Annotated in this window: 17 protein-coding genes; 10 read left to right on the forward strand and 7 right to left on the reverse strand. The window is 65.0% G+C overall.

Going from position 1 to position 22,751, the window contains the following annotated elements; genetic code table 11:
• Nucleotides 1-56 precede the first annotated feature (56 nt).
• On the reverse strand, nucleotides 57-815 hold the full coding sequence (locus THL1_RS28220) for an ABC transporter substrate-binding protein (RefSeq protein ID WP_069086319.1): 759 nt from the start codon (nucleotides 813-815) through the stop codon (nucleotides 57-59).
• Nucleotides 816-987: 172 nt separating this feature from the next.
• Here THL1_RS28220 and THL1_RS28225 point away from each other — a divergent pair, with 172 nt between their 5' ends.
• Nucleotides 988-1,764: an IclR family transcriptional regulator gene (locus THL1_RS28225; RefSeq protein ID WP_069086320.1), complete on the forward strand. Its 777-nt coding sequence runs from the start codon at nucleotides 988-990 to the stop codon at nucleotides 1,762-1,764.
• Between the two features lies 1 nt (nucleotide 1,765).
• Here the strand turns inward: THL1_RS28225 and hexR are convergent, their stop codons facing one another.
• Nucleotides 1,766-2,632 (reverse strand): transcriptional regulator HexR, encoded by an 867-nt coding sequence (gene hexR / locus THL1_RS28230; protein WP_069086321.1) that lies wholly within the window; start codon nucleotides 2,630-2,632, stop codon nucleotides 1,766-1,768.
• A gap of 196 nt (nucleotides 2,633-2,828) precedes the next feature.
• Here hexR and zwf point away from each other — a divergent pair, with 196 nt between their 5' ends.
• Together zwf and yegQ are read left to right on the forward strand one after the other, a co-directional pair.
• Nucleotides 2,829-4,253, forward strand: coding sequence for a glucose-6-phosphate dehydrogenase (zwf, locus tag THL1_RS28235; RefSeq protein WP_237234853.1), 1,425 nt, complete (start codon nucleotides 2,829-2,831; stop codon nucleotides 4,251-4,253).
• Nucleotides 4,254-4,459: 206 nt separating this feature from the next.
• Nucleotides 4,460-5,785: a tRNA 5-hydroxyuridine modification protein YegQ gene (gene yegQ, locus THL1_RS28240; RefSeq protein ID WP_069086323.1), complete on the forward strand. Its 1,326-nt coding sequence runs from the start codon at nucleotides 4,460-4,462 to the stop codon at nucleotides 5,783-5,785.
• A gap of 119 nt (nucleotides 5,786-5,904) precedes the next feature.
• Here the strand turns inward: yegQ and THL1_RS28245 are convergent, their stop codons facing one another.
• Together THL1_RS28245 and THL1_RS28250 are read right to left on the reverse strand one after the other, a co-directional pair.
• On the reverse strand, nucleotides 5,905-7,044 hold the full coding sequence (locus THL1_RS28245; protein ID WP_069081451.1) for an IS481 family transposase: 1,140 nt from the start codon (nucleotides 7,042-7,044) through the stop codon (nucleotides 5,905-5,907).
• A gap of 200 nt (nucleotides 7,045-7,244) precedes the next feature.
• Nucleotides 7,245-10,115, reverse strand: a complete 2,871-nt coding sequence (locus tag THL1_RS28250) for an EAL domain-containing protein (protein ID WP_414703772.1) — start codon at nucleotides 10,113-10,115, stop codon at nucleotides 7,245-7,247.
• Nucleotides 10,116-10,330: 215 nt separating this feature from the next.
• Between THL1_RS28250 and uvrD the strand changes: the two genes are divergently transcribed.
• From uvrD to THL1_RS28265, 3 genes are all read left to right on the forward strand, one after another.
• On the forward strand, nucleotides 10,331-12,511 hold the full coding sequence (gene uvrD / locus THL1_RS28255; RefSeq protein WP_069086325.1) for a DNA helicase II: 2,181 nt from the start codon (nucleotides 10,331-10,333) through the stop codon (nucleotides 12,509-12,511).
• Nucleotides 12,512-12,664: 153 nt separating this feature from the next.
• Nucleotides 12,665-13,240 (forward strand): TetR/AcrR family transcriptional regulator, encoded by a 576-nt coding sequence (locus THL1_RS28260; RefSeq protein WP_069086326.1) that lies wholly within the window; start codon nucleotides 12,665-12,667, stop codon nucleotides 13,238-13,240.
• Between the two features lie 124 nt (nucleotides 13,241-13,364).
• Nucleotides 13,365-14,225: a Tim44 domain-containing protein gene (locus THL1_RS28265; protein WP_069086327.1), complete on the forward strand. Its 861-nt coding sequence runs from the start codon at nucleotides 13,365-13,367 to the stop codon at nucleotides 14,223-14,225.
• A 181-nt stretch (nucleotides 14,226-14,406) separates the two neighbouring features.
• On the opposite strand, the gene THL1_RS28270 is transcribed toward THL1_RS28265, so the two are convergent.
• A complete protein-coding gene (locus THL1_RS28270) occupies nucleotides 14,407-14,871 on the reverse strand; it encodes an aminoacyl-tRNA deacylase (RefSeq protein WP_069086328.1) in 465 nt (154 codons plus the stop codon).
• Between the two features lie 281 nt (nucleotides 14,872-15,152).
• Here THL1_RS28270 and THL1_RS28275 point away from each other — a divergent pair, with 281 nt between their 5' ends.
• A complete protein-coding gene (locus THL1_RS28275) occupies nucleotides 15,153-15,560 on the forward strand; it encodes an SMI1/KNR4 family protein (RefSeq protein WP_069086329.1) in 408 nt (135 codons plus the stop codon).
• A gap of 137 nt (nucleotides 15,561-15,697) precedes the next feature.
• On the forward strand, nucleotides 15,698-16,837 hold the full coding sequence (locus tag THL1_RS28280) for an IS481 family transposase (protein WP_069081451.1): 1,140 nt from the start codon (nucleotides 15,698-15,700) through the stop codon (nucleotides 16,835-16,837).
• A gap of 160 nt (nucleotides 16,838-16,997) precedes the next feature.
• Here THL1_RS28280 and THL1_RS28285 read toward each other — a convergent pair whose 3' ends face one another.
• Both THL1_RS28285 and THL1_RS28290 read right to left on the reverse strand, forming a co-directional pair.
• On the reverse strand, nucleotides 16,998-18,758 hold the full coding sequence (locus THL1_RS28285; RefSeq protein WP_069086657.1) for a cation:proton antiporter: 1,761 nt from the start codon (nucleotides 18,756-18,758) through the stop codon (nucleotides 16,998-17,000).
• Between the two features lie 219 nt (nucleotides 18,759-18,977).
• Nucleotides 18,978-19,640, reverse strand: coding sequence for a GntR family transcriptional regulator (locus tag THL1_RS28290; protein ID WP_069086330.1), 663 nt, complete (start codon nucleotides 19,638-19,640; stop codon nucleotides 18,978-18,980).
• A 265-nt stretch (nucleotides 19,641-19,905) separates the two neighbouring features.
• Between THL1_RS28290 and THL1_RS28295 the strand changes: the two genes are divergently transcribed.
• Together THL1_RS28295 and THL1_RS28300 are read left to right on the forward strand one after the other, a co-directional pair.
• Nucleotides 19,906-21,297, forward strand: a complete 1,392-nt coding sequence (locus tag THL1_RS28295; RefSeq protein ID WP_069086331.1) for an aspartate aminotransferase family protein — start codon at nucleotides 19,906-19,908, stop codon at nucleotides 21,295-21,297.
• Nucleotides 21,298-21,368: 71 nt separating this feature from the next.
• Nucleotides 21,369-22,736, forward strand: a complete 1,368-nt coding sequence (locus tag THL1_RS28300; RefSeq protein WP_069086332.1) for a glutamine synthetase family protein — start codon at nucleotides 21,369-21,371, stop codon at nucleotides 22,734-22,736.
• Nucleotides 22,737-22,751: the final 15 nt, after the last annotated feature.

The following is a 22,751-nucleotide window of genomic DNA, read 5'->3' on the forward strand; positions in this document are numbered from 1 at the left end:
ATACCCGAGGAAGGAGTTCAGGGAAGGCCCGCCGCGCGGGACGGGCCGCGCGGGGCTCAGTTGAGCTTCCACTTCTCGATGATGCGGTCGAGGGTGCCATCGGCCTTGATGGCGGCGATGCCCTTGTTGACCTGCTCCAGCGTCGTCGGCTCACCCTTGCGCAGGATCAGGCAGACCTCGCCCATGATCACCGGCTGGTAGCTGTCCACCAGACGTACCTTGTCGTGGGAGCCCTGGGCCATCTGGTAGGCAAGGATCGGGCGGTCGGCGAAACCAGCCTTGATTCGGCCCAGGGCCAGGTCGCGCATCAGGTCGGCGATGGAGTCGTAGCCACGCACTTCCTTGAAGATGCCGCGCTTGTTCAGTTCGTCAATGAACACGGTGCCCACCTGGGCGCCCACCACCTCGCCCTGGAGGTCTTCCATGCGGGTATAGGCTGTGCTGTCGTCCGCACGGACGATCAGGCCCTCGCCATAGCGGAACACCGGATCGGAGTACTGCACCACCTTCTCCCGCGCCGGGGTGCGCAGCATGGCGGCGGAGATCAGGTCGATCTTCTTCACCGTCAGCGAAGGAATCAGCGCAGCGAAGGTAGTCTGCTGGATTTCCACCTCGAAGCCACCGGCCTTGGCCACCGCCTGGGCGGCGTCGACCATCATGCCCTGGATGCTCTGACTCTTGACGTCGAGGAACGTGAAAGGAACGCCGGTAGCAGTAGCGCCGACCTTGAAGGTTTCGGCACTGGCGCCGAGGGATGCCGTGAGGCCGGCCACGAGGGCGCAGGCGCAGGTGAAGAGACGGAAGCGAGGATGCATGGCGGATCTCCCATTGGACGCTGCTTGTTGTCGTTGTGCGCTATGGATTGCCTCGTTGGTATCGGCAGGAGGCTTTCGACCGAATATAAACAATTTACAAAAATCGTAAAGAGATTTATAAATATCGTATATCGATATTCAAAGCATAAAAACACTCAAAGAGAGACAGGCCGTGAGCGAAAACGACAATGCCTTGTTCAATCAGTCACTGGAAAAAGGCCTGGCAGTGCTGCGCGCGTTCAATGCCCAGCGGCGCACCATGAACCTGGCGGAAGTGGCGGAAGCGGCGGGGATCAACAAAAGTTCGGCGCAGCGCATGATCCACACCCTCGAAGCCCTGGGCTACGTGTGCAAGCACTCGCAGACCAAGCGCTTCCAGCTCACTCCGCGGGTAATGGAGATCGGCTACAACTATCTGGCCGCCGACACCTTGGTGGACGTGGCCAACCCATTCCTCGCCGAACTGGCACAGATCACCGGGGAAACCACCAACCTCACTGAGCCCGACGGCCTGGAAATGGTCTACGTTGCGCGCTTCGTCGCGCCCAAGTTCATCCCCATCCACATGCCGATCGGCAGCCGCATTCCCATGTACTGCACCGGCTCGGGCCGGGCCTACCTGAGCGCGCTGGGGGATGACGAGGTGCGTGCGGCGCTGGAGGCCAGCGAGCTGAAGCGCCAGACTCAATTCACCCTCACGGGAACGGATGAAATCCTCGCCGAGATCGCGACGACCCGACGCAAGGGCTATGCGATCAACAACGAGGAACTCTTCCTGGGCGACATGACCATCGCCGCGCCGATTCTTGGCAGCCAGGGCCGGCCGGTGGCCTCAGTGCACGTGGTGGCGCCCACCAGCCGCTGGACGCAGGAAGACGCGGAACGTCGGCTGGCGCCGGCAGTGATCGAGTGCGCACGCGCAATCCGCACCTCGATCAGGACCCTCTGACTCAGTCCTCGGCGCTCTTCACCGATTTGGGCGACAGGCGCAGGCTGCGCAGGCTTCGCTTCACACTCTTGAGGTGGTTGACCAGGGTCGGGCCACGGGCCATGGCGACGCCCATGGCGAGCACGTCGATCACCACCAGGTGGGCGATGCGCGAGGTGAGCGGGGTGTAGATTTCGGTGTCTTCCTGCACGTCGATGGCGAGGTTCACCGTGGCCAGGTCGGCCAATGGCGTCTGGCTCGGGCAGAGGGTAATCAGGGTGGCGCCGGCCTCGCGCACCAGGTTGGCGGTGATCAGCAGGTCCTTGGAGCGGCCCGACTGGGAAATGCAGATGGCCACGTCCGAGGGCTTAAGGGTGACCGCCGACATCGCCTGCATGTGCGGGTCGGAATAGGCCGCCGCCGTGAGCAGCAGGCGGAAGAATTTGTGCTGGGCATCGGCGGCTACCGCACCGGAAGCGCCGAAGCCATAGAACTCCACCCGCTGGGCCTGGGCGCAGGCACCGATGGCACGCTGCAGGGCTTCGGGGTCGAGTTTCTCGCGGACTTCCATCAGGGTGTGCAGGGTGGTGTCGAATATCTTCAGGCTGAAGTCTGCGACCGAATCATCTTCATGGATCGCAAACTGGCCGAAGCTGGCTCCGGCGGCCAGGCTCTGCGCCAGTTTCAGCTTCAGGTCCTGGAAGCCACCACAGCCGATGGCGCGGCAGAAGCGGACGATGGTGGGTTCGCTGACCCCGACCCCCTGAGCCAGATCGGCCATGGAGCTGTGCATGACCGCAGCGGGATCGAGCAGGACGTGGTCGGCGACTTTCAGTTCCGACTTGCGCAGCAGGTGCCGCGACTGAGCGATATGTTGCAGCAGGTTCACAGGGCAGGCTCTGTCTGGAATGGGGGTTTTGCCGGTTTCTTCCGTCATGCAACGGGCCTCGACTCGGTTATGATCGACGCAACCGGGCTGTAGTGATCGTGTAGTTATACTACATGAGCCGCTTTTCCGCCCAGTTGAACCATCCTTTATCCGCGTGCAAGGAAGGGAGAGCGCATCCTTGACCAGCTCCTGCGACATGCTCGTCTTCGGCGGCACCGGCGACCTCGCGCTGCACAAGCTGCTTCCGGCCCTGTATCACCTGCACCGTGAAGGGCGCCTGCACCCGCAGATGCGCATCCTTGCACTGGCCCGCAATAGCCTTGATCGCGACGGCTATCGCGCGCTGGCCGAGCGCCGTTGCCGTGCCCAGGTCGCCCGGGCCGACTTCACCGTCGAGGCGTGGCGCGGCTTCTCCGAGCGCCTGGACTACTTCGCAATGGACGTGTCCCAGAGCGCCGACTTCGGCCGCCTGGCCCGCCACCTCGGACCCGATCCCGGCTGCGGGCGGGTGTACTACCTGGCCACCGCCCCCGACCTGTTCGAGGACATCGCCGCGCACCTCTCAATCGCCCGGATGGTCACCCCGCAGTCGCGCATCGTGCTGGAAAAGCCCATCGGCCATTCGCTGGAATCGGCCCAGGCGATCAATGCCGCCATTGGCAAGGTGTTCGACGAGTCCCAGGTGTTTCGCATCGACCACTACCTGGGCAAGGAAACCGTGCAGAACCTCATGGCCCTGCGTTTCGCCAATGGCCTGTTCGAGCCGATCTGGCGCGCCGGGCACATCGACCATGTGCAGATCAGCGTCTGCGAAACCCTGGGCGTGGAGAACCGTGGCGCCTACTACGACCACTCCGGGGCCATGCGCGACATGGTGCAGAACCACCTGCTGCAACTGCTCTGCCTGGTGGCCATGGAAGCGCCGGTGCGTTTCGACGCCGAGGCGGTGCGCAACGAGAAAGTGAAGATTCTCGAGGCGCTCAAGCCCATCTCCGGGCAGGACGTGCGCGACAAGACCGTGCGCGGCCAGTACAGCGCCGGCAAGATCGGTGGCCAGGAAGTGCCGGCCTACTACTTCGAGAAGAACGTCGACAACGACAGCGACACCGAAACCTTCGTCGCCGTGCAGGCGGAGATCGACAACTGGCGCTGGGCCGGCGTGCCCTTCTACCTGCGCACCGGCAAGCGCCTGGCGCGCAAGTACTCGGAGATCGTCATCCAGTTCAAACCGGTGCCCCACCGCCTGTTCGCCGATGGCGAGGCCAACCGCCTGCTGATCCGCCTGCAGCCCGAGGAGCGCATCAGCCTGCAACTGATGGCCAAGACGCCGGGCAAGGGCATGAACCTGGAAGCGGTGGAGCTGGACCTGAACCTGGCCAAGGCCTTCAGCCACCAGCGCCGCTGGGACGCCTACGAGCGCCTGCTGCTGGACGTGATCGAGGGCGATTCCACCCTGTTCATGCGCCGCGACGAAGTGGAAGCTGCCTGGCACTGGGTGGACCCGATCCTCGCCGGCTGGCACGAACACTACCAGAGCCCGCGCCCCTATCCCGCCGGCTCCACCGGGCCGGAACAGGCCCACAGCCTGCTGGAGCTGCACGGCCGCGCCTGGCACGACTGACCGCCCCTTACCGGCGACTGTAGGTTGGTCCGAGCGAAGCGAGGCCCAACGTTGCCCGGTCCAACCCCTGCCTGTTGGGCTTCGCTACGCTCTGCACCAACCTACAAAAGGCAGCCCGCTGCAATCCCATTGCTCCAGAGCAATAAAACCCACTCGCCCCCTCCCTAGAATCGCGCGTCCATCGCCCACCCTCAGCGAGCCGCGCCATGTACAGCCCCGAACTGCTCTCCCCCGCCGGTACCCTCAAGGCCATGCGCTACGCCTTTGCCTATGGCGCCGATGCCGTCTACGCCGGCCAGCCGCGCTACAGCCTGCGGGTGCGCAATAACGAGTTCGATCGCGCGAACCTGGCCCTCGGCATCGAGGAGGCCCATGCCGCCGGCAAGCGCTTCTACGTCGTGGTGAACATCGCCCCGCACAACGCCAAGCTGCGCACCTTCCTCAAGGACCTGGAGCCGATTGTCGCCATGGGCCCGGATGCACTGATCATGTCCGACCCCGGCCTGATCATGCTGGTGCGTGAGCACTTCCCCGCGATGCCCATCCACCTCTCGGTGCAGGCCAACGCGGTGAACTGGGCCAGCGTGAAATTCTGGCAACAGCAAGGACTCAGCCGGGTGATCCTGTCCCGCGAGCTGTCCCTCGACGAGATCGCCGAAGTCCGTCAGCAGGTGCCCGGGATGGAGCTGGAAGTCTTTGTCCACGGCGCCCTGTGCATGGCCTACTCCGGCCGCTGCCTGCTATCGGGCTACCTCAATCGCCGCGATCCCAACCAGGGTACCTGCACCAATGCCTGCCGCTGGCAGTACGGCGCCAAGCCCGCGCAGGAGGATGAACTGGGCCAACTGGTGCCCACGCTGGGTTGCGGCGCGCCAAGCGAGCGGCTGTTCCTGCTGGAGGAAGCCAACCGCCCTGGTGAGCTGATGTCCGCCTGGGAAGACGAACACGGCACCTACATCATGAATTCCAAGGACCTGCGCGCCGTGCACCATGTGGAGCGGTTGCTGCAGATGGGCGTGCACTCGCTGAAGATCGAGGGCCGCACCAAGTCGCACTTCTACGTGGCGCGCACCGCCCAGGCCTATCGCAAGGCCATCGACGACGCCTGCGCCGGACGTCCCTTCGACCGCACGCTGATGGACGATCTGGAGTCCCTGGCCAACCGCGGCTACACCGAGGGTTTCCTGCGCCGCCACGTGCATGACGAGTACCAGAACTACGAGCACGGCTACTCCCTGGCCGAGCGCCAGCAGTTCGTCGGCGAACTGACCGGGGTGGTGCGTCACGGGTTGGCGGAGGTGCGGGTGAAGAACCACTTCGCGGTGGGCGACCGCCTGCAGCTCATGACCCCGCGAGGCAACCTGGATTTCCGCCTGGAAGCCCTGGAAAACCGCTTCGGCGAACGCAAGGCAGTAGCCCCGGGCGACGGCCACGCCCTGTACCTGCCGCTGCCAGCGGGCGTGGACCTGGAAAACGCCCTGCTGCTGCGCTGGTTCGCCAGTGGTAACAGCCGGACTGCGGCGAGCGCCTGAGTCCACGCAGGGTGAACACCATGCGCACCAATTCCGTGTGCTGAAACTCCGGTGCGCACAGTGTTCAGCCGGGATAGATGGGTAACGCTTGTCGGGAGACATGGGTAACGGGTTGATGATCATGTCTTGCCCGGTCTCAAGTCGACTTGGCGCAGGGTCTTGTGGATGAACACCACATCGTAGACGCCATCGACGGCGGTGGGGCGGAGAGCGACGCGTTCCCCGTACAGCCCCCCGCCGACGAACAGGCTGCGTCCCTGGAAACTGACCTGGCCGACGCGGCCGACCTTGAGCACCCGGTCGCCCGGTTCGTAGTCCAGCTCAGGCAATTGCTCCGGGTAGCTGCGCCGGCTTGGCTGGTAGCGCGTGATCGGTGGCAGTTGGCCCAGCGCCTCATGCGGGCGGTCGTGGTTGTACTGCTCCCGCCAGTGCGCCATCGCCTGCTGGCAGTGCGCCAAGTCGCGAAACGAGCGCTGCAGTAACTCGCGCTTGAGTGTCTGGTGGAAGCGTTCCAGCTTGCCCTGGGTCTGCGGATGATGAGGGCGGCTGTGGCTGACCTCGATGCCGAGCCGCATCAGCCAGACCTCCAGGGCGGACAGGCCGCCCGCGATGTTCGAGCCCCAGGGCGGACCGTTGTCGGCGGTGATCCGGCGCGGTAGGCCATAGCGGCGAAAGACCTGGATCAGGTGCGGTCGAACCAGTTCGAGGCGCTCGCCCTCGCAGGCCTCCAGGCAGAGGGCAAAGCGTGAGTGATCATCCAACAGCGTCAACGGGTGGCAGCGCGACGAGCGGCCGTCGGCGAGCGGGAAGTGGCCCTTGAAGTCCATCTGCCAGAGCTCGTTCGGCTGGCAGTGCTCGAAGCGCTGCGTGGCCGGAGCTTCGGCCTCCTCGGCGTGGTAGCGCACCCGGCAACCATGGCGGCGGAGGATGGCGTCGAGGGTGCTGTGGTGGGGACGCTCGAACGCGGCCGGCAGCAGGCCGCGCAGCTTGCGGGCGCCCCAATACGGGAAACGGTGGTGCAACTGCACCACCGCCTGTTCCAAGTCCGGGTCGCTGCGCCCAGGGCTGTGCAACGGCCGGCGTGAGCGCTCCTGCAACCCCGCATCGCCGTGCTCGCGGTGGCGCTGTAACCATTTGTAGGCGGTTTTCGGGCTGATGCCGTAGCGCCGACACAGCTCCCGCACGTTGCTCTGCGGTTGTTCGGCCAACCGCACAAACTCGCGTCGAATCGACATGGTGGTGCACTCCTGCCACGGCATCGCTCGAACTCCAGAGTCGAAGGATTCCGTAAGCCTAAATGCGTTACCCATGTCTCCCGACACCCGTTACCTATGTCCCCCGGCTGAACACACAGCGCACCCTACCCGGTCCACCATCGAGGTCCCGCCCGACTCCGCTGGTGGATATGAAAAGCGATATCCACAACAACTTCGCGAGCAGAGCTCGCTCCTACACTGCCTCAACGCCAGAGCGCTGTTGCCTGTTCCCTGAGCAGCCGGGCAAACAGCGGTGCCTCCACCGGCGGGCTGATCAGGTAGCCCTGGATCTCGTCGCAGCGCTGGCCGCGCAGGAAGTTCAGCTGCTCCTGGGTTTCCACACCCTCGGCGACCACTTTCAGTTCCAGGCTGTGGGCCATGGCGATGATGGCGCGGGTGATCGCGGCGTCCTCGCTGCCGGCGGAGAGGTCGCGGATGAAGGTCTGGTCGATCTTCACACAGTCCACAGGGAAGCGCTTGAGGTAGCTCAGGGACGAATAGCCGGTGCCGAAGTCGTCGATGGCCAGCTTCACGCCGATCTGACGCAGCTGGTGGAAAGTGGAGATGACGTTCTCGACGTTTTCCAGCAGGTGGCTCTCGGTCAGTTCCAGCTCCAGCAGGCGGGCCTGCAGGCCGGTTTCGTCCAGCACCTGGCGCACCAGGCTGACCAGGTTGCCCTGGCGCAGCTGGTGCATGGAGAGGTTCACCGAGACGCGGATGTCCGCCAGGCCCTGGCGCTGCCATTCGCGGGCTTGCAGGCACGCCTGGCGCAGCACGAACTCGCCAATCGGGGCGATCAGCCCGGTCTCTTCGGCCAGGCCGATGAAGTCCCCCGGCGGCACCAGCCCCTGTTGCGGATGACGCCAGCGCACCAGCGCCTCGGCGGCATTCAGGCTGTTGTCGGCCAGGCCCAGCTTGGGTTGGTAGAAGACCTCCAGCTGGCCTTCCTCGATGGCCTTGCGCAGCTGGTTCTCCAGTTGCAGGCGCTCCAGGGTGCAGGCCTGGAGGTTGTCGGTGAAAAACTGGAAGGTATTGCCGCCCAGGTGCTTGGCATGTTGCATTGCCATGTTGGCCTGGCTGATCAGGGCAGAGATGTCGCGGGCATTTTCCGGCAGCAGGCTGATGCCCAGCGAGCCGCTGATCACCAGTTCGTGGCCGCCGACGGTCATCGGCATGCGCAGCTTGCCGAGCATTCGGCTGGCCTGGCGCGCCAGGCTGGCAACGCTGCCGTAGGCGTCGAGGATCACGGCGAATTCGTCAGCGGACAGACGCGCGATGGTGTCGGCCTCCGGCACCGCCTGGGTCAGGCGCCGACTGACCTGGCGCAGCAACTGGTCAGCCACTTCATGGCCGAGGCTGTCGTTGAGCACCTTGAAGCGGTCCAGGTCGATGTGTAGCAGCGCCAGGCTGTGGCCGCTCTGCCGCGCCCGCTGGCTGGCCTCGTGCAGGCGGTCTTTGAACAGGGTGCGGTTGGCCAGGCCGGTGAGCTCGTCGTAGTTGGAGAGGTAACGCAAGCGCTCCTCGGCCTCGCGACGGGCGGTGAGGTCGGCGAAGAAACCGACGATGTGGCTGACATTGCCGCGCGAGTCGCGCACCACGTTGAGCTGCAACCATTGGGGGTAGAGCTCGCCGTTCTTGCGGGTGTCCATCAGCTCGCCCTGCCAGCTGCCGTGCTGCTCCAGTTCCTCGCGGATCAGGTGGTAGCGGCGACGGGCCTCGCGGCTGCCGATCAGGGTAGCGACGCTGCGCCCGATCACTTCTTCCTGGCGATAACCGGTGACCTGGCTGAAGGCCTCGTTGGCCTGGATCACCCGGTAGTCCGGATCGAGGATGACGATCCCTTCGCTGGCCGCCTCGAACACCGTGGCCGCCAGGCGCTGTTCTTCATCCTGGAGCTTACGCGCGGTGATGTCGCGGCGGGTGCCGAGCATGCGCAGCACCTTGCCGTTGCCATCGCGCTCCACCACACGGCCGCGGTCTTCCACCCAGACCCAGTGACCGTCGTTGTGGCGCACCCGGTAGTCGATGGAGTAACCATCGGTGCGGCCCTTCAGGTGCTCCACCAGGGCCCGGCGCAACAGCGGCAGGTCATCCGGGTGCAGGCGCGGCTTGAGGTCGCTGATCACGCGGGTAACGTCATCGGCCTCGATGCCGAAGATGGCCTTGAGCTGCGAATGGTGGACTTCGTCTGTCTCCAGGTTCCAGTCCCACAGACCCAGTTCGCTGGCCTCCAGGGCCAGGGCCAGGCGCGCTTCGCTCTTGGAGAGCGCGTGGCTGGCATCGGCCAGCTCCAGGGTGCGCTGGGCCACGCGCATTTCCAGTTCGTCATGGGCCCGGCGCAGTTCGCGCTCGGCACGGCGGCGCTGTTCCACCTCGCGCGCCAGCTCTTCGTTGAGCCCTTCGGCGCGGCCCTTGGCCTGTTCCAGGTGGCTGATCAGCGCCTGGTTCTGGAAGCGTTGCAGCAGGCTGCGCTGCACCAGTCGGTTGACCTGCCAGGCCACCACCATCAGCGATGCGGCCAGAATCACCCCGAGCACTCCCCAGCCCCGCAGTAACGGCGTATCGCCCAGCAGCAGCCAGGCAATGGAGGGCAGCAGACAGGGCAAGGCAAAGGTGAGGAAAGCCGACAGGCTGACGGCGTAGGCGACGCTGGCCGACAGAATGGCCGCAGCGATCAGGCCGTAGACCAGCGCCTGCTGGAGAAAGGCATCGGGGGGCACCAGCGCCACGGCGGCGAAGGCCAGGGTCAGGCCGGAGGCTGCCGCTCCCAGGAGGAAGGCGCGGCGCCAGCGTGGGCAGGCCTGCTGCGACGGCAGTGCCTGCTTGAACGCGGCCACCTGGGTCAGGCGCAGGATGGCCAGCAGCACCAGCCAGACCAGCCAGCCGCCCAGCAGTAGGCTGTTGCCCGGGCCCCAGAGCAGATAGGCGCAGGCCAGGCCATTGAGCAGCATGAACAGGGTGGGGACCTGGGACCCCTGGTAAAGGAGGCGCGTGCGTTCGGCCGCAATGTCGGTCGCGAACTGCTGGCGAATCTCGCGGCTGTCGACCAGGGAAATCGCCTGGTCGGCGGGCATTGAATTAGCGGTCATAGGCTATTTTTTGTAGTGGTCTGCCTAAGCGAGCCCGGAGCTTACCCGAGCGGGGAGAAGCTGCAACAGGTTTATGTGCGAGGTTCCAGACGAGCGTCCCCGAACTTTCGGAGGGTCTCTGCGACGGGGATTGGCGACCGTCTGGCCGACCGCCCGGTCATCGGTTTGCCCTCCCCCTCCCACCTCCCTAGAATGCCGCGATGCGCGACGATCTCTCCCTCCTCCTGAACTCCCTCAACGACGCTCAACGCCAGGCCGTAGCGGCCCCGCTGGGGCGTCAACTGGTGCTTGCCGGCGCCGGTTCCGGCAAAACCCGCGTGCTGGTGCACCGCATCGCCTGGCTGATCCAGGTGGAGCAGGCCTCGCCGCACTCGATCCTGTCGGTGACCTTCACCAACAAGGCCGCGGCCGAGATGCGCCAGCGCATCGAGCAACTGCTGGGCATCAACCCGGCAGGCATGTGGGTCGGCACCTTCCACGGCCTGGCGCACCGCCTGCTGCGGGCCCACTGGCAGGAAGCAGGCCTTGCCGAGAACTTCCAGATCCTCGACAGCGACGACCAGCAGCGCCTGGTCAAGCGGGTGATCCGTGACCTCGGCCTCGACGAGCAACGCTGGCCGGCCCGTCAGGCCCAGTGGTTCATCAATGGGCAGAAGGACGAGGGCATTCGCCCGCAACACATCCAGGCCGGTGGCGACCTGTTCCTCGGCACCATGCTGAAAATCTACGAAGCCTACGAGGCCGCGTGCGCACGCACCGGCGTGATCGACTTCTCCGAACTGCTGCTGCGCGCCCTCGACCTCTGGCGCGACCGCCCGAGCCTGCTGGAGCACTACCAGCGCCGCTTCCGCCATGTGCTGGTGGACGAGTTCCAGGACACCAACGCCGTGCAATACGCCTGGCTGCGCCTGCTCGCCAGGGGCGGCGAAAGCCTGATGGTGGTAGGCGACGACGACCAGTCCATCTACGGCTGGCGCGGTGCGCGGATCGAGAACATCCAGCAGTTCTCCAGCGACTTCCCCGACACCGAGGTGATTCGCCTGGAGCAGAACTACCGCTCTACAGCAGGCATCCTCAAGGCCGCCAACGCCCTCATCGCCAACAACCAGGGGCGCCTTGGCAAGGAACTCTGGACCGAGGGCGAAGAAGGCGAGCCCATTGGCCTGTACGCCGCCTTCAACGAACACGACGAAGCCCGCTACGTGGTGGAAAGCATCGAGCGTGCGCTGAAGGACGGCATGGCCCGCAGCGAGATGGCCATCCTCTACCGCTCCAACGCCCAGTCGCGGGTGCTGGAAGAGGCGCTGCTGCGGGAGAAGATTCCCTACCGCATCTATGGCGGCCAGCGCTTCTTCGAGCGCGCCGAAATCAAGAACGCCATGGCCTACCTGCGCCTGCTCGACGGCCGTGGCAACGACGCGGCGCTGGAGCGGGTGATCAACGTGCCGCCGCGCGGCATCGGCGAGAAAACCGTGGAGAGCATCCGCGAGTTCGCCCGCGTCAATGAAGTTTCCATGTGGGAAGCGATCCGCCTGATGCTCGCCAACAAGGCCCTGCCCGGCCGCGCCTCCAGCGCCCTGGCCGCGTTCATGGAGCTGATCGAGAACCTCGCGGCCAAGGCCCTGGACATGCCCCTGCACCTGATGACCCAGACCGTCATCGAGCAGAGCGGCCTGGTGGCCTACCACAAGGACGAGAAGGGCGAGAAAGGCCAGGCCCGGGTGGAAAACCTGGAAGAACTGGTCAGCGCCGCCCGCGCCTTCGAGAACGAAGAGACCGAGGAAGACCTCACGCCGCTGCAAGCTTTCCTCAGCCACGCGTCGCTGGAAGCCGGGGAAACCCAGGCCGATGCCTTCGAGGACAGCGTGCAGCTGATGACCCTGCACAGCGCCAAGGGCCTGGAATTCCCGCTGGTGTTCCTGGTGGGCATGGAAGAAGGCCTGTTCCCGCACAAGATGAGCATGGAAGACCCGACTCGCCTGGAGGAGGAGCGTCGCCTGGCCTATGTCGGCGTTACCCGCGCCATGCAACGCCTGGTGCTGACCTACGCCGAAACCCGCCGGCTCTACGGCAGCGAGACCTACAACAAGGTCTCGCGCTTCGTTCGCGAAGTGCCGCCGCAGCTGATCCGCGAAGTACGCCTGAACAACAGCATCAGCCGCCCCATGGGTGCCGGCAGCCGCCACGGCTCAATCTTCGACGGCGCCGCCGTGCCCGAAACACCGTTCTCCCTAGGCCAGCGCGTCCAGCACACGCTGTTCGGTGAAGGCACCATCCTCAACTTCGAAGGCGCCGGCGCCCAGGCGCGGGTGCAGGTGAAGTTCGAGGACGAAGGCAGCAAGTGGCTGATGCTGGCCTACGCCAAGCTGCAGCCGCTCTGACCGGGACGCCCTCCTGCCCCCTGTTCTGTGGGAGCGAATTCATTCGCGAATGAATTCGCTCCCACAGGCTGTGAACCTCCACGGACTTTCCGCCCGTCCGATGCCCCGGCCGCGGCCGTGCGCTTGGCCATACTGACTGGCGGAGGTAAGTCCATGCCCCGCTCACCCAGCGCCCAACAAATTCTCGATTGTGCCCTCGACTTGGCCGACACCTGTGGCTGGGAGCGGCTGCACCTGTTCGAGGTCGCCAGCGAACTCGGCGTCGGCCTCGACGCCATCGCCAAGCACTACCGACAGAAGGACGACCTGGTTGAAGCCTGGTTCGACCGCGCCGACCAGGCCTTGCTGGAGCGTGGCAAGGGCAGCGACCTGGCGGGCCTGGACGCGGAAAAGCGCCTGGAAGAACTGCTGATGGCCTGGCTCGGCGCGCTGGCGGCGCACCGCTCGGTGACCGGGCAGATGTTGCTCTACAAGCTGGAGCCCGGCCACTTGCACTTGCAGATGCTGGGCCTGTTGCGGGTCAGCCGTACGGTCCAGTGGTGGCGCGAGGCGGCGCAGCGGGAAACCCTGCACCTGTGCCGCATCGCCGAGGAAAGCTTCCTCACAGGTGCCTACCTGCGCACCTTCGTCCATTGGCTGCGCCATCCCCTGGAGGACGCCGCCGACCTGCGCGCCCTGCTGCGCCGGCAACTGCGTTGCGGCCCCTTGGTATTCCTGCTGCGCAGATGAACGGTACGCCCGGAAAAGGCCGACAGAGCTGTCCGACAAAATCCCGAAACACTCTGCCCCTAGCTATCGGGCGACTGACTGTGCAGCATGGCGCGCGTAGATTCATAACCAAGAGAAGCCTCTGATGCGCCGATTTCTCAGTATTGCCCTGGCCCTCTGCGTCGGCCTGACGCTCAGCCTGGATGTCAACGCCGCCAAGCGTATGGGTGGCGGCAAGTCCTTCGGCTCCGCGCCGACCCACCAGACCCGCCAGGCAGCCCCCGCCCAGCAAACCCCGAACGCCGCCGCCCCCGCCGCCGCCGGCAAACCCGCCGCCGCCGCGAGCGGTGCTTCCCGCTGGCTCGGCCCTCTGGCCGGCATCGCCGCCGGTGGGTTGCTCGCCTCCATGTTCATGGGCGACGGCTTCGACGGCATGCAGATCTTCGACTTCCTGATCATCGGCCTGATCGCCTTCCTGATCTTCCGCTTCCTGGCCGCACGCAAGCGCGCCCAGCAGCAGGGTCAGCCCGCCATGGCCGGCCATGCGCCGTTCCAGCGTGAAATGCCGCAGATGCCGCAGCAGCAGGCGCCGATCTTCGGCAGCACCGCTCCGGTCGCCCAGCCGGCCTTCAATGCCCCGAGCTGGTTCAACGAACAGCGCTTCATCGAAGCCGGGCGCGAACACTTCCTGGCCCTGCAGCAGCACTGGGACGCGGCCGAGATGGACAAGATTGCCGAGTTCGTCACCCCGCAAATGCTGAGCTTCCTCAAGGAAGAGCGCGCCAGCCTGGGCGACGCCTACCAGTCCACCTACGTCGACAACCTGCAGGTGCAACTGGACGGCATCGACGAACTGACCGACAAAACCGTCGCCACCCTGACCTTCAATGGCGTTTCCAAATCCTCGCGCTTCGACCAGGGCGAGGTGTTCAGCGAAAGCTGGCGCATGGAACGCGTCAACGGCGACAACCAGCCCTGGCTGGTGGCGGGCATCCGTCAGAACTGATCGACGTTGCAACGAAGAACCCCGGGCCCGTCCCGGGGTTTTTCATTGGCGGAGTCCACCACCTCGCCGCCAGCGCCGGCGGGCGATCGAACGGCGGAACCAGAAGGGTGGCGGCACCGGCGGACGAACGCCCTTGGTGGCAGGGTCGTAGGATGGCACCGTCAGTGAATGGACGGCACCCTTAGTGGCAGAGCTCGCAGACTTCAGCATTTGGCACCAGCTTCAGGTACTGATCCATGCGCATGTGCACCAGGCTCTCGTGGTCACCGGCTTCCAGGTAGATGTCGCGCTGCCGGGTCAATTGCGGGTCCACCAGCATCTTCATGCCGTAAGGCTCGCCCAGCGCTGGCACGGCGCCAAGTTCACAGTCCGTGAACAGGCGGGCGAGGTCGGCCTCATGGGTGAGTTGCCAGAGCCTGGCATCCTTGCGCACCTTGCCCACGTCCAGATGCCGGCTGGCAGGCACCACCGCCATGAGGAAATGGCCTTGGCGGTCATCAAGGATCACCGTCTTGGCCAGGCGTTCCGCCGGTATGTTGGCGACCCGCGCCGACTCCAGGCTGGTAGCCGAGTGCGGGTGCGGTACCAGGTCGAACTGGGTATGGGCACGATCCAGGCTGCGCTGCAGGGTTTCGGCCATTCGCATGATGCACCTCCTGTGGATAACCGGGGGTTGGGCTGCCGTGGGGCAGCAATGCTGGTGCTCAAAGTTTAGCCAGCACTGCCGACGAGGACTGAAGCAGTTGGTGCTGAGCGCGTCCGCCTAAAGCAGTCTCGGGCCTAAGCGCGGCGCATGCCGATGTGGGGAATGCCGTCGTCGAGGTAGACATCGGTTACCCGCGAGAGGCCATAGCGGACCCAAGGCTTTTTTCTTCCCAACCCCGGCTACTGTATAAAGCGCGTCCCAATGCATGAGGGCCTGTCGCCATGGAAGAAGTCATCGAACAACTACGCGAACTCAACGAGCCGGTCCCGGTTCCCCTGGAGCTGCCGGACGAAGAGCTGCTGGTGGAGATCGAGGAGCAACTGCTGATCAACCTGCCCTTCGAGCTGCGCGAATTCCTGCTCAAGGTCAGCGACGTGGTCTATGGTCGCCTGGAGCCGGTAACCGCCTCCGACCCGCAATCCCACACCTTCCTGCCGGAAGTCGCCGCCGTTGCCTGGGACCTGGGCGTGCCGCGTGACCTGGTGCCACTCTGCCAGGACGGCCGCAACTATTACCTGGTCGATGGCGAAGGTGAAGTGGTGCTGTGGGATGGCGACGAGGGCGAACTCACCGACGAGAGCTGGGATTCAGTCTGGCACTGGGCGCGTGACGTCTGGCTGGCCAGCTAAGCCCGCCAAAATCTGCTGCGCGTCGGAGTAGCGTAGGGTGCGCCATGTGTTCAGCCGGGGGACATAGGTAACGGGTGTCGGGAGACATGGGTAACGCATTTAGGCTTACGGAATCCTTCGACTCTGGAGTTCGAGCGATGCCGTGGCAGGAGTGCACCACCATGTCGATTCGACGCGAGTTTGTGCGGTTGGCCGAACAACCGCAGAGCAACGTGCGGGAGCTGTGTCGGCGCTACGGCATCAGCCCGAAAACCGCCTACAAATGGTTACAGCGCCACCGCGAGCACGGCGATGCGGGGTTGCAGGAGCGCTCACGCCGGCCGTTGCACAGCCCTGGGCGCAGCGACCCGGACTTGGAACAGGCGGTGGTGCAGTTGCACCACCGTTTCCCGTATTGGGGCGCCCGCAAGCTGCGCGGCCTGCTGCCGGCCGCGTTCGAGCGTCCCCACCACAGCACCCTCGACGCCATCCTCCGCCGCCATGGTTGCCGGGTGCGCTACCACGCCGAGGAGGCCGAAGCTCCGGCCACGCAGCGCTTCGAGCACTGCCAGCCGAACGAGCTCTGGCAGATGGACTTCAAGGGCCACTTCCCGCTCGCCGACGGCCGCTCGTCGCGCTGCCACCCGTTGACGCTGTTGGATGATCACTCACGCTTTGCCCTCTGCCTGGAGGCCTGCGAGGGCGAGCGCCTCGAACTGGTTCGACCGCACCTGATCCAGGTCTTTCGCCGCTATGGCCTACCGCGCCGGATCACCGCCGACAACGGTCCGCCCTGGGGCTCGAACATCGCGGGCGGCCTGTCCGCCCTGGAGGTCTGGCTGATGCGGCTCGGCATCGAGGTCAGCCACAGCCGCCCTCATCATCCGCAGACCCAGGGCAAGCTGGAACGCTTCCACCAGACACTCAAGCGCGAGTTACTGCAGCGCTCGTTTCGCGACTTGGCGCACTGCCAGCAGGCGATGGCGCACTGGCGGGAGCAGTACAACCACGACCGCCCGCATGAGGCGCTGGGCCAACTGCCACCGATCACGCGCTACCAGCCAAGCCGGCGCAGCTACCCGGAGCAATTGCCTGAGCTGGACTACGAACCGGGCGACCGGGTGCTCAAGGTCGGCCGCGTCGGCCAGGTCAGTTTCCAGGGACGCAGCCTGTTCGTCGGCGGGGGGCTGTACGGGGAACGCGTCGCTCTCCGCCCCACCGCCGTCGATGGCGTCTACGATGTGGTGTTCATCCACAAGACCCTGCGCCAAGTCGACTTGAGACCGGGCAAGACATGATCATCAACCCGTTACCCATGTCTCCCGACAAGCGTTACCCATCTATCCCGGCTGAACACCATGCGCACCAGAGGTTGAACACCGCACCGACGCCGATTCCGCAAGCGGTGCGCGCAGCACACCCTACGATCGGCGTCGAATGCACGGCAGACGCCGCCCGTCAGCGCTGATGGTCCTGGTTCTGCTCCAGCGTCTCCATCAGCGCGATCTGCATCCGTGAATGCACACGGATCAGCCAGCGCCAGAGCAGCGCGCTGACCCCCGCCGCCAGCAGCGCGATCAGCATCAGCAGCTCAAGCGTCGGCAGGATGCTCGCTGACAGCGCCATCAGCAGCAGCATGATGCCCAGCAGCGAAAGCAGCGGGATCACCTCCGCGATCACCTTGCGCACCCGCTCGGTGTGGCGGCCAGCCTTGTCCGGGGTCACGCCCATTTCCGCCAGCAGCATGGAGAGCGCCTTGAGCTTGCGATAAGCGGCGATCAGGAAGGGCAGCGACAGCAGCAACGCACCGCCCCAGATCATCGCCTTCTGCTGGTTGGATTCGCTCACCCATTCACTCAGGTACTCGGCCAGGGTGCCGGCGAAATAGGCGCTGCCGAGGAAGATGGCCACCACCAGCGCCAGGTTCACCATCACCTGCAGCAGGATCTTGCGGATCATCCCGGCCAGCACCGCGCCCTGGCCCTGGGGCTGGATGCTGCGCAGCCAGTCACCGTAATAGCCGAAGACTCGCGCCAGTGGACGCGGCATCACCCTGGCCAGCTTGGTCGACAGCGGGTCGGCGGCGCGGATCAGGTAGGGCGTGAGCAGGGTGGTGATGGCCGACACGGCCACGGCCACCGGGTAGAGGAAGTCGCTGGTGACCTGCAGGGTGATGCCCAGCGCGGCGATGATGAAAGAGAACTCGCCGATCTGCGACAGGCCCATGCCGACGCGCAGCGAGGTGCGGCCGTCATTGCCGGCGATGAACGCGCCGAGGCCGCAGGAGACCATCTTGCCCAGCACCACCGCGAAGGTGATGACGACGATGGGCCAGGCGTACTCCACCAGTATCTTGGGGTCGATCAGCAGGCCGATGGCGACGAAGAAGATGGCGCTGAACATGTCGCGCACCGGCTCGATCAGCCGTTCGATCTGCACCAGTTGGCGCGACTCGGCCATGATCGCGCCGATCAGGAAGGCGCCCAGCACCATGCTGTATTCCAGTTTCACCACCAGCAGGCAGAAGCCGAAGCACAGCCCCAGCACCGTCACCAGCAGCATTTCGTTGCTCTCGAACTTCGCCACATAGGCGAGCAGACGCGGCACCAGCAGGATGCCAATGACCAGCGCGACGATCATGAACAGGCTGAGTTTGCCCACGGTGGCGAAGACTTCACCGGTTTCAACCGAGCCGCTCACGGCAATGCCCGAGAGCAGCGCGATGATACCGATGCCGAGGATGTCTTCGACGATCAGCACACCGAAGATGAGTTGCGCGAAGCGCTCGTTCTTCATCTTCAGATCGCCGAGCGCCTTGACGATGATGGTCGTGGACGAAATCGCCAGGATTGCGCCGAGGAACAGCGAATCCATGGTTTTCCAGCCGAAGTAGCTGCCGATCTCGTAGCCGATCCAGATCATCAGGATGATTTCCAGGAAGGCGGCGATGAAGGCCGTAGCCCCGACCTTGAACAACTTGGCCAGGCTGAATTCGAGCCCCAGGCAAAACATCAGGAAGATCACCCCCAGCTCGGCGAGGGTCTTGATGGTTTCCTCATCATGGATCAGCCCGAAGGGCGGAGTGTGCGGGCCGATGATGAAACCGGCGACGATGTAGCCCAGCACCACCGGCTGTTTGAAGCGGTGGAAAAGGATGGTCACCATGCCCGCGATCAACATGATCACGGCAAGATCCTGGATGAAAGCGATGGCATGCATGGCGGCGGACTCCTTTTCTGCAATGCGCGGCACAGCGGGCCCGCGCGCGGGCATCTCGCTTGGCTCCTAGGAAGCCAGGTAGGAATTAGGGAAGTTCATGCAAGGAACGTTCGCAGGTTATCACTGCGAACCGTCGCGCCAGGACGAGGCAATATGCCGTAACACTTGCCTGAAGGGTCCTCCGGGAGCGAGGCGGGCTCGCCCCCGCGGAAAGCCCGATCAGCCGCTGCGAGCCTGGGCGAAGTCCAGTTCCAGCAGGTTGAGGAGGAACTGGCCGAAGTAGGAAAGATCCTGCTCGATGGCGAAGCGCGCGGCCTTGCCGTCGCCGGCCCGCAGCGCCTTGAACGCGTCCTCGTGGAAGTCGTTGAGGCGCAATGACAGGTCCGCCTCGGTGAACAGGCGGTTGAAGAAAGGGCCGACCTGCAGCCAGAGGGTTTCGATGGTGCGCAGCAGCACCGGGTTGCCACAGGCGCCGTAGAGGACCCGATGGAACTGGCTGTTGTCGGTCAGGTAGCCCTGCACATCGCGCTGCTCGATGGCGATGTCCATACGCTCCATGCAGCCCCGCAGGATGTCCAATTCATCGGGGGTCAGCCGCCCTGCCGACGCTTCCACGGCCATGCCTTCCAGCGCCATGCGCACCTGGAAGATCTGCTTGAAACGTTCGCGGGTCATGGGCGGCACGCGCACCGAGCGCTGGGGCTCGCCCTCCAGGGCGCCTTCCGCCACCAGCCGCTGCAAGGCGGCACGTACCGGCATGGGGCTCGTGCCCCAGGCGGCGGCGAGGTCGCGGATCTTCAAGCGCTCGCCGGGTTTGAACTGGCCTGCCAGGAGGCCTTCGCGTAGTCGTTGGTAAAGCTGTTCCTGCAGGTTCTCGGCCATGGGCATATCACCGTGCAAGGGCCGGCGGCGCCGGCAGTTGGTTCAGGGTCAGGCTGCAGTTACGCATCGTTTTGGTCGCCTTCTATGGTTGGGGTTGCTGGATCAGGAACAAACAAGGTCCTACATCGTATTCCATCGGGTCTTTCGTTTGTTTATGTGATCACAAATACGCTTTGACGTTAAAATTATGGCCATGTTTTCGCAAGTATTGACATATTTGTGATCACAAAACAGGATGTGCAGAAATTCGAACGAGGTGTTCAACATGACTGCCAGTGGAATCAGCCAAGCTGCCGTAGAAATCTTTGCCGCCCGCGAGCGCGCCCGTTTCCTCGAGCGCAACCCGAAATCCGTCGCCCTCGCCGAACGTGCGCGCAAATCCCTCTACGCCGGCGTGCCGATGCACTGGATGGCCGACTGGTCCACGCCCTGCCCGCTGTTCGTGGAGCGCGCCAAGGGCGCCCGCTTCTATGATGTCGACGGCCACGAGTACATCGACTTCTGCCTGGGCGACACCGGCACCATGTTTGGCCACTCGCCGGAGCCGGTCGCGCGTGCCATCGCCGAGCAAGCCAACAACGGCCTGACCACCATGCTGCCGGGCGAAGACGCCGTGGTCTGCGGCGAACTGCTGGCCGAGCGCTTCGGCCTGCCCTTCTGGCAGGTAACCGCCACCGCCACCGACTCCAACCGCTACGTGTTGCGCTGGGCGCGCGCCATCACCGGGCGCAACACCTTGCTGGTGTTCGACGGCTGCTACCACGGCACCGTGGACGATGTGATGGTGCGCTACCGCGACGGCGAGACCGTGCACCGCTCTGGCCTGGTCGGCCAGGCCTACGACCTGACCCAGCACAGCCGCTCCATCCCCTTCAACGACATCGACGCGCTGGAAGCCGCGCTGGCCAAAGGCGACGTTTGCGCCCTGCTCTGCGAGCCGGCGATGACCAACATCGGCATGGTCCTGCCCGACCCGGGCTTCATGCAGAAGTGCCGCGAGCTGACCCGCAAGTACGGCAGCCTGCTGATCATCGACGAGACCCACACCATCTCCACCAACATCGGTGGCTGCACCCAGCTGTGGAACCTAGACCCGGACTTCTTCGTGGTCGGTAAACCCATCGCTGGCGGCGTGCCCTGCGGCATTTTCGGCTGCAGCGCGGACATGGCCGAGAAGATGCTCGCCTCGCGCCGGAAGGCCCAGGAAGACAGCCATGGCCACGGTCACAGCGGCATGGGCACTACCCTCTCGGCCAACGCCCTGGCCATGCACTGCATGCGCGCCAACCTGGAACAGGTGATGACCCAGGCCGCCTACGATCACATGCTGCCGCTGGCCAAGCGCCTGGCTGATGGCTTCCGCCGCCTGATCGGCAAATTCAAGCTCAAGTGGTCAGTGACCGAGCTCGGCGCCCGCAGCGAGTTCCAGTTCTGCCTGGTATCGCCGCGCACCGGCGCCGAGGCCGAAGCCGCCTTCCACGACGAACTGCAGATGGCCCTGCACCTTTACCTGATCAACCGCGGAATCCTCATCACCCCATTCCACAACATGACGCTGTGCTGCCCGGCCACCTCCGCCGCCGATGTGGACACGCTGATCGACACCCTGGACAAGGCACTCGACGAGTTGCTGGCCATCCCCGGCGCCCGCGAATGACCCGTAGGGTGCGCCGCGCGCACCAAAACCGAATGAAGGTGCGCACGGCGCACCCTACCGAGAGAACCACCATGCAATTCGCCGATCCCCAGGAAGCCCGCGACTTCCTCGCTCAACACCCCGAAGTGCGCAGCATCGAGCTGATGCTGATCGACGCCAACGGCATTCCACGCGGCAAGCTGCTGCACCGCGACGAGCTGCTGCCGATCTTCGAGAACGGCCGCCCGCTGCCCAGTTCCATTCTTTCCCTGACCATCCAGGGTGAAGACGTCGAAGCCAGTGGCCTGGTCTGGGAAGTGGCTGACGCCGACTGCTGGACCTTCCCGATTCCCGGCTCGCTGACCCTGCAGCCGTGGCGCGCCACCCCCACCGGCCAGGTGCAGGTGAGCATGCACCCGACCCAGGGCCTGCCGGCCACCCCCGGCGATCCTCGCCATGTACTGGCCCGTACCATCGACCGGCTCAAGGCCGATGGCTACCACCCGGTGATGGCGGTGGAGCTGGAGTTCTACCTGCTGGACAAGCAGCGCGATGCCAATGGCCGGCCGCAGCCGGCCCTGCAGGCGAACGGCGTGCGTCCCCAGGCGCCCCAGGTCTACGGTGTCTACGAGCTGGAACAACTGCAGCCGTTCCTCGATGACCTCTACGCCGCCTGCGAGGCCCAGGGCCTGCCGGTGCGTACCGCCATCTCCGAGTACGCTCCCGGCCAGTTGGAGCTGACCCTGGAGCACCGCTTCGACGCCTTGCGCGCGGTGGACGAAGGCATCCGCTACAAGCGCCTGGTCAAGGGCGTGGCCAATAAGCACGGCCTGGTTGCCTGCTTCATGGCCAAGCCTTTCGGCGACCTGGCCGGCAGTGGCCTGCACATGCACGTGAGCCTGGCCGATGAGCAGGGCAACAACCTCATGGCCAGCGAAGACCCTCAAGGCACCCCGCTGCTGCGCCACGCCATCGGCGGCATGATGGCCACGCTCAACGACGCCCTGGCGATCTTCTGCCCCAACGCCAACTCCTACCGCCGCTTCCAGGCCAACAGCTACGCACCACTGGCGAAAAGCTGGGGCGTGAACAACCGCACCGTGTCCTTCCGTGTTCCCGGTGGTCCGGCGAAGAGCCGCCACGTCGAACACCGCATCTGCGGCGCCGACGCCAACCCTTACCTGGCTGCCGCGGCGATCCTCGCCGGCATCCACAAGGGCATTCGCGAGCAGATAGATCCGGGTGAGGCCATCGTCGGCAACGGCTACGAGCAGGCCCGCGAAACCCTGCCCACCGACTGGCTCACCGCCCTGCGCAACCTGGAGCAGTCGAGTTGGGCGAAGGACGCCCTGGGCGAGGACTTCCTGCAGATATTCCTGGCCATCAAGTGGGATGAGTTCCGCCAGTTCGTCGGCGAAGTCGGCGAGCAGGACTGGCGCTGGTACCTGACCCACGCCTGATGGCAGACGCGAGGC

The organism is Pseudomonas sp. TCU-HL1 (assembly GCF_001708505.1).
GTDB lineage: Bacteria > Pseudomonadota > Gammaproteobacteria > Pseudomonadales > Pseudomonadaceae > Metapseudomonas.

Coding starts and splice junctions, on each gene's coding strand:
- THL1_RS28220 (WP_069086319.1), bottom strand. CDS start 815: ATGCATCCTCGCTTCCGTCTCTTCACCTGCGCCTGCGCCCTCGTGGCC.
- THL1_RS28270 (WP_069086328.1), bottom strand. CDS start 14,871: ATGCGAATGGCCGAAACCCTGCAGCGCAGCCTGGATCGTGCCCATACC.
- zwf (WP_237234853.1), top strand. CDS start 2,829: ATGCTCGTCTTCGGCGGCACCGGCGACCTCGCGCTGCACAAGCTGCTT.
- THL1_RS28245 (WP_069081451.1), bottom strand. CDS start 7,044: ATGCCGTGGCAGGAGTGCACCACCATGTCGATTCGACGCGAGTTTGTG.
- THL1_RS28260 (WP_069086326.1), top strand. CDS start 12,665: ATGCCCCGCTCACCCAGCGCCCAACAAATTCTCGATTGTGCCCTCGAC.
- THL1_RS28290 (WP_069086330.1), bottom strand. CDS start 19,640: ATGGCCGAGAACCTGCAGGAACAGCTTTACCAACGACTACGCGAAGGC.
- THL1_RS28300 (WP_069086332.1), top strand. CDS start 21,369: ATGCAATTCGCCGATCCCCAGGAAGCCCGCGACTTCCTCGCTCAACAC.
- uvrD (WP_069086325.1), top strand. CDS start 10,331: ATGCGCGACGATCTCTCCCTCCTCCTGAACTCCCTCAACGACGCTCAA.
- yegQ (WP_069086323.1), top strand. CDS start 4,460: ATGTACAGCCCCGAACTGCTCTCCCCCGCCGGTACCCTCAAGGCCATG.
- THL1_RS28275 (WP_069086329.1), top strand. CDS start 15,153: ATGGAAGAAGTCATCGAACAACTACGCGAACTCAACGAGCCGGTCCCG.
- THL1_RS28285 (WP_069086657.1), bottom strand. CDS start 18,758: ATGCATGCCATCGCTTTCATCCAGGATCTTGCCGTGATCATGTTGATC.
- THL1_RS28295 (WP_069086331.1), top strand. CDS start 19,906: ATGACTGCCAGTGGAATCAGCCAAGCTGCCGTAGAAATCTTTGCCGCC.
- THL1_RS28250 (WP_414703772.1), bottom strand. CDS start 10,115: ATGCCCGCCGACCAGGCGATTTCCCTGGTCGACAGCCGCGAGATTCGC.
- THL1_RS28265 (WP_069086327.1), top strand. CDS start 13,365: ATGCGCCGATTTCTCAGTATTGCCCTGGCCCTCTGCGTCGGCCTGACG.
- THL1_RS28280 (WP_069081451.1), top strand. CDS start 15,698: ATGCCGTGGCAGGAGTGCACCACCATGTCGATTCGACGCGAGTTTGTG.